The organism is Acidobacterium sp. S8, assembly GCF_009765985.1.
Classification (GTDB): domain Bacteria; phylum Acidobacteriota; class Terriglobia; order Terriglobales; family Acidobacteriaceae; genus Alloacidobacterium.
On record NZ_LMUM01000033.1, the window covers coordinates 82,495 to 95,588 of the forward strand.

Sequence of the window (13,094 nt, forward strand, 5' to 3'; positions counted from 1 at the left end):
CATGCTGAAGAAAAATCGCCATCCGCTGCGAAACCGCGACAAATCCTCCATTCGAAGGAATTGCCTTGGCGAGTGAGCCGGTCCAGATATCAACTTCATCCGTTGGAACTCCGAAGTGCTCATCCGTGCCGCGACCGTGTGACCCTAGCACGCCGCTTGCGTGAGACTCATCCATGAGCAGAAAGCAGTCGAATTCCCTTTTCAATTCGATCAGTTCGGGAAGACACGCAATGTCACCGTCCATGGAGAAGACGCCATCGGAGATGATGAGCGTGCGGTTCGCTTCCGGTCCATTTTCCAGTTGATATCGTAAGGATGCCGGATCATTGTGATTGAATCGCTGCACCTGAACGCCTGCCAGGCGACAGGCATCCATCAAGCTGCGATGCGAGAGGGCATCTGCAATGACGCGATCGGCAGGTCCCAGCAGCGCGCTGATCACAGCCAGATTGGCGGCATATCCTGAAGTGAATGTAATAGTGGCTTCGGTTCCCTTGAAATTCGCGAGTGCCTGTTCCATCTGGTGGTGAAGGTCCAAGGTTCCCGTCAGCAGGCGAACGCCCCCGGTTCCGGTGCCGTACTTGCGTATTGCCTCGATCGCCGCGTCGTCCACACGCCGATCACCGATCAACCCAAGGTAGTCATAGGACGAGAGCATCAGCATCCTGTGGCCATCCATTTCAACCACCGGACCTGACCTTGTACTCAGGGGAGCCTGAAATGGATATGCATCGACAGAACAAGCCAGTGCTGTGTTCTCAAACAGCCGACGTGCCCGCGCATCGATGAGGTCATGTTTTTTGTATGTGTGGTTGCGCTCTGAGGAGAAATAGTTTTGAAACATCTGTCCCGAAGAGGACGGAAAGTCTTTCTTGGCAATATCTGTGGATTCTTCGATGGGTAAGTGGGCACTCATGAATACTCAATATATAGCGTGCAACATACGTCTGGCGCAGGTCTATTTCGTATCTCAGAGCAACAAAACAGTCCCTTTTGCCGAAAAGGGAGAACTTGAGGCGGTCGATATAGAACCGCGAAAACGTTTCGACGAGGGGATATGCCTGCCGGATGCTACGGGAAGACCGGAAGTATCCAGACAAGGATCGGCTATGCCATTACAAAGAGGAGGTGAAGGCAAAGTCGTTGTACAATGAAGTAGAGTAAGCACTTGCCACTCGCGGAGGGATGTGTGAGTGGTTGAAACAGGCGGTCTTGAAAACCGCTTTACCCGAAAGGGTAACGGGGGTTCGAATCCCTCTCCCTCCGCCATGTAACTATCGTCTTTCCAGTGACTTCTGAGCGCGATTTTTGAATGTGCCCAAAAAGTGCCCACAGTGCGCGATTGGTTTCTGATGTTGATGATTCTCAGTCATCATCGAAAACCAGAGATTAAGTGCAAATTCGCTTGATGTTAAGTCGAAGCGCTGTTTCTGTGACGGATTTCAATGGATGCGCGTTGACTTGTCTTTGACGTTGGTCAATACGCCAAAATGTGTCTGTTCCATGAGTTCGTCGATTCGCGCCTGGCGTGCTGGGCTCCATTTCGCGTAATGCTTTCGCACGATCTCTGGGCTATTGCCGAGGATGTCAGCAACTTCTACAAAGCTCGCGCCGCGCCCTAAAAGCTCCGTGGCCAAGGTATGGCGAAACCGATGAGCATGAGCGGTAGGAACGCCTGATGCTTTGAACACAGTTCTAAGTGAGCGATCCGCAACCGCTTTCAGGGCTTTCTCAGAACTATTGCCGCTCCAGAAGAAATATCGGGATTCGCCGATCGTGCCCCGTGGTATCGGAACGGCATCAAGCGCATTCTTCATATCCGTCGGCACCGGCAAAAAGACTGGCTGGCCGTTCTTTTCTGTACGCAAGAAAATTCTCCAACGGTCTCCCTCCTTGCTAATCCGATCACGCGCAAGCATCGCAACATCGCCGATGCGGAGAGCCGCATAACGTAGGGTCAAGACCATGGCCTTAGTGCGCGCCCGCTCGTATGTTGCTCTGCCCACACCGCTGCAGGCTTTGAGGATCGCTCCAACTTCAAGGGCTGTAAATGGAACAACATCATTGGGCTTGATGTTGCGCGGAGACTTGATGCGACAGGCGACATTCTCAATTGCCCATTTTCGATCGAGGCAGAAGCCCAGGAATACTCGAATGGTCTGCAGCTCTTTTGCTGAAGTTATTGGTTTCAATCCGCGCGAAGATCGGAATGCATCGAGTTGTTCAGCAGTCAGATCTCCGACCGTGTCAACCCCCTCGCTTTCACAGAATTGTTTCAGCTTCCTGACAACATTCTGGTATTTTCGGATGCTCGAATGTTTGAGACCTTGACTTTCGCAATGATCGAGGAAGGCCCTTGCTGCATCATCGATAGATTTGTATATCTTGTTGTCATCTGATTCGAGCGCAACCACCTTCTTGCGTGCCCGTGCCAAATCTCGTGTGCCGAGAGATTGACGATAGACACGCCTTCCGTTCTCATAGCCATCCGCCCAGAGAGGACAGTTGCATTTGAGAAAGCTTCGCCCCTTCGCCTTGTGCGCGCAAGATGCAGTGTGTCTTCGCCAGACAGTAATCATGGGGGCAATTCTAGCGAACTTTGCGTTCATAGAATTGCCTCGCTACCGATTCCGGAATTCGAAGTGTGACGTAGTCACGCTTACCATCATGGCGGGAACTTTTGCCGACGATGAGAACACCAGGTTCGTCTACGAACATGCGGCGTATCGTGCTTTCGTCAAACTTCCACAATTCCGCCAATTCCTGCGGGGTAAAGTGACGCTCGAAAGCCTTTTTTTGACTCTCCATAAACGCCTCGCAATTCTTCCTAGCGCATTGCCTTCTAAAAGTGATCTCGCTGAAGGATCCGCGCGTGCAGGGGTGTCACAAACAGATCATGGCTACCCTCTTCAGCAATTGGCTTGGAGTAGTTCCGCCGCCCGCTCGCGTTTGAGGAGTTGCTCGAACTCCGAAATTCCGAAGGTGCCGGTCACTTGCACTTTGGAGGAAATAGGGGGAAATGAACGTGGCATTTAGGCCTCCTTTTCCTCACAATGACCCGATTCCCGACAATTGTCCAAGACTTATATCAACAGATTTGATAGCTACAAGGCATCAAGATGGCGATGTTGGGATCACCTCGGCATTCGTCGGAATGAACATTTACCACTCTTCGAGAAAAGTCGTAACTGGTCAATTGGCAAAGATCCTTGTCCGAATAGCCGGGTATTCATTCAAGTGGTTCCGGCCAAGAAGGGTGGCGACCGGGCCGCTCAATGAGCGCTAAGGCCTGATATGGAGTGACCGTGTCAACTGGACGAGATCTATGGATTTGTTTTGGTGGTTTGCATTTTCCTTTCCCGAAGACGGAGCGAGCAGCAGTCGGAGCAGTTTTGAGCGACGATTGATCAGTCTGCTATTCGCGGGTCGGAACCGCATAATCATGATCCGTCGGGAGCTGCCTCTGACTGTTATCGCGAGTCCGGTCGAGCCTGTCGCATAGGCCAAGTGAGGGTGCTCCGTCGTGCTTGCCCTGGCTGTTGCCGCCTCTGTGTTCGAGATGGATGTCAGCGTTCATCGATTCGGTGTTCTTAGTTTTTCCTTCGTAGGAAGTTTTCGACTTTGTTTTTGGTGTCAGGCTGCAACTTGCTGCCTGGAAATAGTCTCGGCTCTGGTTCCAATCGCCCAGATAAAGCCCAGCAGCTCTCGGGCGACTGCTGTGACAACCTTCCTCTGATCCTTGCCGGCTGCGTCCAGCTTCATATATCGCTTATGCAGCCGGTATTGCGCCTTCCACGCAATCTCCTTAGTCTCTTCCGAGATGCTCTCCTGTCGTCTGCGCAATCCATACCAAATTCCTGGTGGACGACGATAGCTCCATGCGGGCTTCGACAACGATTCGTCGCAAATGCGCATTTCCTGTTTTAGTGATACCTGCGCGTCTGGTTCGCTTGCCACTGGAGTCTTCGCTGGGCACTGCACCGCAATAGCCCATCAGTTGCCGAGCACTGTCGAAGCGGGATACCTAGCCCAGTTCGGCCGCAATGGTCACAGCCGAGATGTCTGCAATACCGCGCAGCGCCTGTAAATCGTTAATGACTTGTTGCATTTGGCCGCCCGCGCCGCTGGTTCGCGACACGGCTTATCAAAAGACGCTTTCCGTCGAATTCACAGCAGACGGCGGAACCGCAAAGCTGAGCAAGGATGAGCAAAATGTCCTCGGGATCGAGTCTGCGACGTACCCCGCAAACGCCAGGCCGACGCTGATCATGAACTGCCGTGTCTCGCTGAATAACTACGCGGTCGATTTGTCCTCTCGAACAGCGCCGCCTGTCTCACGCGCTGAACTGGGCTACTTCCTTCAGCCCAGCCGATATGTGCCGACGGACCGCATTGTCAAGCAGGTCGCGCTGAAGGCGACCGCCGGCGCGACCACCGACATCGAGAAAGCGCGGGCTATTTACGAGTGGGTCGTGGAAATATATTTCGTGATCCAAAGGTTCGAGGATGTGGCCGCGGCGATGTTCGGTTCATGCTGGAGTCCGGCGATATGGGCGGCAAATGCGCGGACCTGAACGCTCTGTATGGTCCGTCTGCCTGCTAATTATTGCAATCGATGTACAAGCCTCACGAACCCATCCGACGTTTACACGCCGGAAACTGCACCACGGTTCACGGGGGTTCGCAATCTTCCAGGAATCGATGTCGGGCCTACGCCCCCAGCCACGGCAACGTTTCCGTATACACCGCCATTGAATAGTTTTGCCGAGTCATTTACGGTCAACAGCCATCTGAAAACGCCATACTCAGAGGCAATGGATTTCTCTGTCCAACGCGAGCTTCCTGCTGGTTTTACTCTTGAAGCCGCCTACGTCGGCAGGCTGGGACGTCATCTTCTTCAGGAAGTCGACCTGGCCGAGCCTGTCAACTTTGTCGATACCAAATCCGGAATGGATTACTTTACGGCAGGAACCTTACTCTCGAAGCTGGTAGACGCAAATCGAGGAAATCCCAACGCGCAGGTCCCCGCGATTCCTTATTGGGAAAACCTGTATCCAAACCTTGCCAGGAACGGTCAGAGTGCGACGCAGTTTATTTACACAAACGAGTGGACGCAATATCGATACACGACCGGCGAAACAACCGCTTTGGCTGACATTGACTTCTTCTGTTTGTATGGATGTCCAACCGATCCCCAGGGCAATCCAACTTCGCTTTTTTGGCAGAATCAATTTGCCACGCTTTATGCGTGGTCGTCGATCGGTATGAGTTATTACAACGCTGGACAACTTACGCTGAGACACCCATCAAGTCATGGACTTCAGTTTGATCTTGGTTATACTCTCTCGAAATCAATAGACATGGGCTCAGACGCGGAACGAGCAAGCGAGGCTTCCAGCAATGGCTCTTTCAGCGACATCCTCAATTCATGGAATCCTGCACTGAACCGAAGCGCATCGGATTTCGACACGAGGCATCTGATCACCCTCGACTGGGTTTATCAACTCCCGTTCGGACGTGGTAAAGCTTTCGCCGGATCTTCTGGTCGTATGATCGACGCGGTAATTGGTGGCTGGCAGTGGTCTGGTCTCACCCGCTGGACCAGCGGATTGCCTTTCAGCGTGCTCGAGCCAGGATGGTCAACGAACTGGCACATTCAGAGCTATGGAGTGCGAACCGGTCCAGTAAAGGTTCACCAGCACCTTGATCAAAACGGCGAGCCGCAGGTCTTCGACAACGTCGCCGCAATCAACAGCGGAATCATCGGCGAAGGAAATCCGATTCGTCTACCTTATCCAGGAGAGGCGGGTGAGCGTAATAATTTTCGCGGTGATGGTTATTTCGGACTGGATTCCGGCCTCAGTAAATCCTGGCGGCTCTGGGAGGGACAGACTTTAAAGTTTGCCTGGGAGGTTTTTAACGCAACAAACTCTGTCCGATTTGATACAAACCCCAATTCGCTCGGCAATGGACTAACCACCGGTTCGCTGGGCATCTACAACTCACTCCTGACAGCGCCACGGGTCCAGCAGTTTTCCCTTCGCTTTGCATTTTAGGAAGCTGATTAGATGAGGAGTATTTCATGACTTCTGAACCCTCGGCTTAGTGCCGGTAGATGCCGCTATGCGGATGGTAATGTTGCGAGTCAAACCAATAGTCCTTCAGTGCAGTGACCTGCGTGAGACATTGTCCCTTCATCTCACACAATCGCTGTGCTTGGTCAATTGGATGCGACGATGATAGCGAGAACACGAATAACATGAGGGACTGTCGCAAACGGAGCCCTGTAACGTCGCCCTGTCAAGGCGCGTCTAATGTCTCCGCCTGGCGGTCGCCGATTATGACGAAGTAGGCGTTTGCAGCGAAGCCCTGTATTGCCAAAGTGAACTGCGCCTCACAATCGAGCGGCCGGTGCGCCTTGAGCTTGCTTCCGTTCAGGCGATGCACTTGATTTAGCAGCAGATTGCCATTGTGGCAAGCCACAGCTATATTGCACGGCTTCGTAGATCTGGCCGTGACGAAAAGCACATGCTTTTCAGGTCGTGACACCGGCAGGAACATTCGACGTTACTGGAGCCGATGACGAACGAACACGGGAAGTCGGACAGACCGGTAGTACCGGAGAAGTCTCGTAATAAAGCCAGGACACCGCCGTCGGAGGAGACGGAGGGAAGGGGTCTGGCCGAGGAGAATCTGGGGCAGCAAAAGGCGCCTCAGACAGCGACAGGCCTTCGTCGCCCAGGCCAGTCCCCAATTCTTCAGTCCAAGCTTTCTCCGTTCTCAATTGTCGGGAGTAATTAGCTTCCGTGTTTTGCGATGTTTCGCGTATAGTCACAGAATGAACGGTAGAGTTCAACGTCAAGTCGTGGCCCTGCGCAATGCGGGCCCGCTGCCATGCAGCGTGATGACGCTTTGTTGTTGTTCCCGCTCATAAGTCGCTCCTAGCAGCTCCTCCAGATACTTTTGCTTGGTCACCTTGATACGGTGATCCGGTTTTTCACCCAAGCTATGTCTTCGCGCCAACTTCAGTCTGAGCGGAAGCCTTCCCCAGTTCCCACGCCGGTGTGGCAGACGGTAAGCCTTACTCGTTTTCAAGCTTGTGCTGTGTTTGGCCGCATCGTTCTCCGGGTCCCCAGTTGTTTTATTTGGAAAGGTCCAACAAAAAATGAAGATGAAAATTGCTGCTACTCTTCGCCTCGCCTCGCTCCATGTTTCAATGGCCGCTCTTACGCTGGTGATTGTGAATGTTCCTGCACATGGTCAGAAAGCTACGGGAAGCGTTGAGGGAATCGTGACTGACCCTGCCGGCGCCCTGGTGCCGAACGCGCGTATCACAGCTATAGATGAAAATACCGGCTTAAGACTGACCACAGTTTCAGACGCGAGTGGCTTTTATCATTTCGTGGACATCCGGCCGGATCTCTACACGCTGGTTGTGGAGGCACCCGGATTCAAGCGCCTGGAAGCACCTCACCTGCTAGTGCAAATTGCACATGTGTCGCCCTTCAATGCCACTGTTCAACTCGGTTCGAACAGCGAGGAAGTGACCGTCAACGCGGGAGGTGCAACAGATCTTGATCCGATCTCCACAGAGTCAGGAGAAGTCATCAATGCTAAGCAGATCGAGGAGCTCCCCATCGTAGGCCGCAGCGCCATGGATCTTGCGCAACTCAGTCCCGGCGTACAACTGCAGGACGGCAACGACGTTGACCCCACCAAGGAGAACTTCACCGTCGCGGCCTTTCAGGGCCGGTCGGGCCGTAACACGCAGGTACAGCTCGACGGCATCTCTATCATGGATCACTCCGTAGGGGGGCCCGTGCAGAACACCGGCATCGACGCTGTGCAGGAGTTCCAGGTAGCCGAGGCCACGCTCAATCCTGCCCAGAGCGTTGCCAGCGGCGGCGCGGTCAACATTCTCACGCGCTCCGGCGGAAACCAGCTTCACGGCTCAGCATTCGAGTTCTTCCGCGACCGTCGAATCGGAGCCCGTATCGGCCCCGTCGCCTCGCCATACGACCGCAACCAGCTCGGTGGCCGAATTGGTGGCGCTTTCATCCCGAACCGCCTGTTCTTCTTCGTCAATTACGAGCTCACTGATACGCGCGATTCGTATTACGCAAATACCATCTTCCCAAACCTCAATGGTTTCCACGGCAAACCCTTCCGCAGCAACTTTGTTATCGGGCGTCTCGACTACACTCTGGGGAGCCAATGGAAGCTCTCCGCGGAGTATAGCTACTCTCCCAACCACGGTGTTGTCGGCTACCCCCAGTTGGGTGACACTTACCTCGACGGCCTAGTGAACAAGACACAAGCCATCATCGCCGAGGGAACAGCAACGCGCGCTGTGGCGCACAACACGCAGTCGATTGCATACGGCTTCAACTCTTACTCCCAGGCACTCACTCCCGACCCCAACTCGCTGGCGCCGACCGATGCCGAAGGACGCAAATACCTGTTACTGATCGATGGCGGCGCCACGCTCGCTTACGGTGTCAACATACTCGCCAGCCAGTTCCAGAAGCAGCACAGCCATGACGGCAAGTACGACGCCACCTTCGACTTCGGCCGCCACACTCTCGCATTTGGAACCGATCTTACCTACTGGATTCTTGGTACCTACTACTCGTTGCGGGAGGCCGGACCGGAGCTCGACACCGACAGCTACCTCGGCGTCGGCCTCACTGATCCCACTCAGTTCCCGCTCACTGGCATCAGCATGGGTAACGCTCTGGGATATTGGAGCGAGCGTGGAGCACTCGGCTTCGACCATGGAGCTTTCCCTGAATGGCGGCCTGCTGCTTATATCCATGACACCTGGCGCGCAACAAAAAACCTGACGCTTAATGCTGGACTACGTTATGTCTTCATGTCCGGGCAATTCGACGTCAACACCTACCACGATCAACTGCTGGACACCTTCCGCCAAGGCTATGCAGGCTACCGTCACAATCCGAAGACCGACTTCGGTCCGCAGATCGGAGGAGCCTGGAATGTGGGCGGCTCCGGCAACACCGTCGTCCGTGCTGGCGCGGGCATCTACTTCGAGGAGCTCACCTTTGACGGCTTCTACGGCGACGCAGCAAACTTCATCCCGGCAGGCATCGCGTCCGCTAGCCAGACGGTAAGCAAGGGTGCTCCTGTTCTCGATCCTCGGACGGGAACGGCCTTTGCCGCGGGTGATCCATTGGCAACGCAGTATGGCTTTCCCAATGGCACCTCGGGCGCCGCACTCGCCCCGCTGTTCAGCGAGTCCATCGGCGCAGCCTCGACGTCAGTGATCAACCTCAACCATCTTTATATTGCCGCAGCCGCGCAGAACACCTCTTCAGCAACGCCCTTCGATCTAAACCATGCGCTTTACAACTCAAGCTATGTGCCGGGCACGAAGAATCCGCGTGTTGCGCAGGTCACCGCGGCGGTGGAGCACAAGCTCTCAAAGAACCTGAGCGGCACCGCTGAATATATCTGGGTTCACGGTTATGAGTTCCCGCTCTCCGTCGACGAAAATCACATCGGCTCAGCCAGCACGACAAACTTCGACAAGGCACTGGCAGCGCAGGCAATCTTCGCCGGCAACGCATCTCTCGGCTGCCCGGCTTCGCTGGCCGGGACAGACTGCGCGATCGCGAATGGAGCGACCATCTCTACGTATGGGGCCTACGGCCTGGGCGCAGGATTTGCATCGAACGGCTATGCCTTCCGCGGCGTCAATCCTAACTTCGGCACCATGAACTTCTTCGAGCATCGCGGCATGAACACCTATAACGGTCTCAATCTCAGGCTAGATGCACATTTTGGCCAGCCGGACGCGCGCGCGTTTTTGTGGATGAAGGGGAATATCGTCACGGCGGCTTATACTTACTCACATAATGTCGGCAATATCCGCTCCTATGGTTCAGGAGAAAGCGACATTGCCAACCAGGCCAGCACCTGGGACACCAACTCGCCCAATCACTTCGTTGGCCCCGACAGCCTCGATCGCCGATCCATGCTCAACGTCGGCACGATTACTGACATTCGCTACGGATTCACCTTTTCGCAGATCACGCACTGGTTCTCGCCGCTCTCGAACAGTCCTCTTCTGCCAACTGCCTTAGGTGGCTGCGGCGGCGGTCCTGAAGAGATCTTCTGCACTGACTGGACGGGCGACGGCACCACAGGTGACCTGCTCCCCACCGGCGGACCCGGTGCATTGGGCCGCAGCCTAAATAGTCCGGGCACTCTCAATCGAGCCATCGCGCGCTATAACACCAACTATGCTGGCAAAGCGACCCCCGCCGGCAACCAGGTTGTCAACCAAGGTCTCTTTAGTTCGGCGCAGCTTGCCTCCCTCCGTGGCGTCATGCCTGCATTGCCGCTTGCTCCCCCCAACCAAGTCGGCCTCGATCTGCTCCTTCTCACTGATGCGCGTCTGCAATACAGCCATAAGGTGTGGAGTGAACGCATAGCCATCGAACCATCGTGGGATGTCTTCAACATCTTCAATCGCAGCTCCTACGACGCTCCTTCGGATCTTCTTCAGGGAACTCTTTCCGGTGTCGCCGGCACAGCAAACGGCACCACTCCATCCACTCGCACCAACCTGCGTCTACGCGGCTCGGGCACCTACGAGCAGGGAGCCCGCCGGCAGATGCAGGCTGGCCTTCGGATCTCCTTTTAAACAGGAGCGGCCGCACTTAAGCAGCGGCCGCAGCCTGAAAATCCATGTGAAAGAAGACAATGAAGACATCTTTCAGAGCTTTGCTTTGGGTCATGCTGCCAATTGCCGTAAACGCTCATGCGCAGGACTCAGCCGATGCGCGAGTCCGGATCGAAGACCTCTTTCGCGCGCAGGATAAGGTGAGGAACATCAACCAGGTTGCGATCAGCCCTGACGGCCATCAATTAGCCTGGAGCGTCCTGGAATCTGCCGGGGGCTCTCACCGCATCTTTCTCGCCGACCGCGAGAAACCGCAGTCTGCCGTCGAACTCACCAGCGGCAATCAGAACTGCAACCAGGAGGAACCCGCGTGGTCACCGGATGGAAAGCACATAGCTTTCCTCTCCGACTGCGGAAGCAAAGGCCAGAAGCAGTTGTTCATTGCAGACGCCGGCGAAACAAACCAGCAACCCCGGCGCCTTTCTACCTTCTCCGGCTTCATTTCGCATCCACGCTGGTCGCCAGACTCGAAACGCGTCGCAGTGCTCTATGTCGAGAACGCCACCCGCACACCTTCACCCGTGGCCGCAGAAGGCAGACAGGTCGGCGTGATCGATGAACTGGGAGCGCGCGAGGTGCAGCGCATTGCCGTTACCGGAGTCGGCGGTGGCGCACCCGTGCAAGTCACACCGCTCGGGCTCTACATCTTCGAATACGACTGGTCTCCCGATGGCAATGCCTTCGTCTACACCGCCGCGTCGCCGCCAGGGGACGACAACTGGTACATCGCGAAGCTCTACCGTCAGGCGGTGGTCACGCCGGAACCGCAGCTATTGTATCAGTCAAAGTTACAAATCGCACTGCCGCGCTGGTCGCCCGACGGGACGTCCATTGCCTTTATCGCAGGCTTGATGAGCGATGAGGGCGGAACGGGCGGCGAGATTTACATTGTGCCCGCGTCGGGCGGTTCGGCAAAAAACTTGACCCCTGATCGCAAATCTAGCCCTGCCTGGCTGCAATGGCTGACCAACTCACAGATTCTCTTCACGGAGTTTGTGGGTGGATCGACCGAGATTGGAACACTCTCACCGAAGGATGGCAGTATAAAAGCGATCTGGCAGGGTGACCAATCCATTCGCGCTAGCGAAGAGGCGACAAGTCTCGCCATCTCCGCTGACGGACGGCAGACGGCTCTCGTACGCGCCTCCTGGAATCAGCTGCCGGAGGTGTGGGCCGGCAATATCGGAACTTGGAAGCAGATTACCTGGCTCAATGAGCAGATTGATTTATCGCTCCCCACGTTTAAAAATATCACTTGGTCCAATGACGGTTTCGCCGTGCAGGGCTGGCTGCTCTTCCCGCACAACTACGATCCCTCCAAACGCTATCCCATGCTCGTCGCCCCGCATGGAGGGCCCGCATGGATTGCTACCCCCGTGTGGCGCACCTCGGACTTCAACACCACCATCTTCACCAACCTCGGCTATTTCGTCTTCTTTCCCAATGCTCGCGGCAGTTATGGCCAGGGGGAACGGTTCACGCAGGCGAACCGTCGTGACTGGGGCTTCGGCGACCTTAGAGACACGCTCGCCGGTGTGGATGAAGTGGTGAAAAACTTCCCAGTTGATAACGATCGTGTCGGCCTCCTGGGTTGGAGTTACGGGGGCTCAACGACCATGATTGCCGTGACGCAAACGCAACGCTTCCGCGCTGCGGTCGCCGGTGCCGGCGCTGCAAACTGGGTCAGCTACTATGGGCAAAACTCCATCGACAAATGGATGATCCCCTACTTCGGTGCTTCCATCTATGAAGACGAAGCAGCCTACCGACGTTGCTCTGCTCTTACTTATATCCGCAATGCCAAGACGCCTACGCTGGTGGTGGTGGGAGAGCGGGACGGCGAAGCGCCGCCGCCGCAGTCATTCGAGTTCTGGCATGCGCTCAAAGAACTGGGTACGACAACTCAGCTCGTTATCTATGCCGACGAAGGTCACGGCTTTTCCAGTGAGCAGGATCGCATTGACGTAGCGTGGCGCACGTACGCGTGGTTCGAGAAGTACATGCCTCCGAAGGCCGGATCGCATTGAGGCACGACCAGGGCAAGCCTACTTCGGTTCGATGGAAGGTGTGCGCAGGACTGGCGGCCTTCGCGCTCGTCAGCTATATGGCGCGCGCCAACATCTCCATCGCAGCCGAGACGATGATGCCTGCGCTCCATCTGACAAAGGTTGAGATGGGCGAGATATTCAACGGCTTTCTGATCGGTTATGCGATCTTCCAGATACCGGGCGGGGTCCTGGGAGATAAGCTAGGCCCAAGGCAAACACTGGCAGCGTCAGCGTTCGTATGGGGCATTGCTACTTTGCTCACCGGGTTGACTCCGTGGCTGGTGCGCGGCAGCCTGTGGCTTACATTTGCCGTCTTGTGGGGAGTGAGGTTCGGCCTCGGA

11 protein-coding genes and 1 tRNA gene are annotated in these 13,094 nt (G+C 55.5%); 6 read left to right on the forward strand and 6 right to left on the reverse strand.

Annotated elements, in window-relative coordinates; all coding sequences use genetic code 11:
• A partial coding sequence (locus GSQ86_RS15150) for an aminotransferase class I/II-fold pyridoxal phosphate-dependent enzyme (protein ID WP_158750786.1) occupies positions 1 to 916 on the reverse strand: 916 nt, incomplete at its 3' end.
• A 263-nt stretch (positions 917 to 1,179) separates the two neighbouring features.
• Here GSQ86_RS15150 and GSQ86_RS15155 point away from each other — a divergent pair.
• Positions 1,180 to 1,269 (forward strand) — tRNA-Ser (locus GSQ86_RS15155).
• A gap of 173 nt (positions 1,270 to 1,442) precedes the next feature.
• Here the strand turns inward: GSQ86_RS15155 and GSQ86_RS15160 are convergent.
• From GSQ86_RS15160 to GSQ86_RS23975, 4 genes are all read right to left on the reverse strand, one after another.
• The gene (locus GSQ86_RS15160) at positions 1,443 to 2,414 is read right to left on the reverse strand and encodes a tyrosine-type recombinase/integrase (protein ID WP_158750787.1); all 972 of its coding nucleotides are present in this window, start codon (positions 2,412 to 2,414) and stop codon (positions 1,443 to 1,445) included.
• Between the two features lie 175 nt (positions 2,415 to 2,589).
• Positions 2,590 to 2,808 carry a hypothetical protein gene (locus GSQ86_RS15165; protein ID WP_158750788.1) on the reverse strand — a complete coding sequence of 73 codons (219 nt, stop codon included), beginning with the start codon at positions 2,806 to 2,808 and terminating at the stop codon, positions 2,590 to 2,592.
• Between the two features lie 825 nt (positions 2,809 to 3,633).
• Positions 3,634 to 3,843: a hypothetical protein gene (locus GSQ86_RS23970; protein WP_158750789.1), complete on the reverse strand. Its 210-nt coding sequence runs from the start codon at positions 3,841 to 3,843 to the stop codon at positions 3,634 to 3,636.
• On the reverse strand, positions 3,806 to 3,994 hold the full coding sequence (locus GSQ86_RS23975; RefSeq protein ID WP_158750790.1) for a transposase: 189 nt from the start codon (positions 3,992 to 3,994) through the stop codon (positions 3,806 to 3,808). The genes GSQ86_RS23970 and GSQ86_RS23975 overlap by 38 nt, the downstream gene beginning before the upstream one ends.
• 100 nt (positions 3,995 to 4,094) lie before the next feature.
• Here GSQ86_RS23975 and GSQ86_RS15180 point away from each other — a divergent pair, with 100 nt between their 5' ends.
• Together GSQ86_RS15180 and GSQ86_RS15185 are read left to right on the forward strand one after the other, a co-directional pair.
• Complete coding sequence (locus tag GSQ86_RS15180) at positions 4,095 to 4,574, forward strand: hypothetical protein (protein WP_158750791.1); 480 nt, start codon at positions 4,095 to 4,097, stop codon at positions 4,572 to 4,574.
• Positions 4,575 to 4,814: 240 nt separating this feature from the next.
• A complete protein-coding gene (locus tag GSQ86_RS15185; protein ID WP_158750792.1) occupies positions 4,815 to 6,056 on the forward strand; it encodes a hypothetical protein in 1,242 nt (413 codons plus the stop codon).
• Between the two features lie 244 nt (positions 6,057 to 6,300).
• Here GSQ86_RS15185 and GSQ86_RS15190 read toward each other — a convergent pair whose 3' ends face one another.
• The gene (locus GSQ86_RS15190) at positions 6,301 to 6,549 is read right to left on the reverse strand and encodes a hypothetical protein (protein WP_158750793.1); all 249 of its coding nucleotides are present in this window, start codon (positions 6,547 to 6,549) and stop codon (positions 6,301 to 6,303) included.
• A 616-nt stretch (positions 6,550 to 7,165) separates the two neighbouring features.
• Here GSQ86_RS15190 and GSQ86_RS15195 point away from each other — a divergent pair.
• From GSQ86_RS15195 to GSQ86_RS15205, 3 genes are all read left to right on the forward strand, one after another.
• Positions 7,166 to 10,666 (forward strand): TonB-dependent receptor, encoded by a 3,501-nt coding sequence (locus tag GSQ86_RS15195; RefSeq protein WP_158750794.1) that lies wholly within the window; start codon positions 7,166 to 7,168, stop codon positions 10,664 to 10,666.
• A 59-nt stretch (positions 10,667 to 10,725) separates the two neighbouring features.
• The gene (locus tag GSQ86_RS15200) at positions 10,726 to 12,732 is read left to right on the forward strand and encodes a S9 family peptidase (protein WP_158750795.1); all 2,007 of its coding nucleotides are present in this window, start codon (positions 10,726 to 10,728) and stop codon (positions 12,730 to 12,732) included.
• A partial coding sequence (locus GSQ86_RS15205; RefSeq protein ID WP_158750796.1) for an MFS transporter occupies positions 12,729 to 13,094 on the forward strand: 366 nt, incomplete at its 3' end. The genes GSQ86_RS15200 and GSQ86_RS15205, both read left to right, overlap by 4 nt.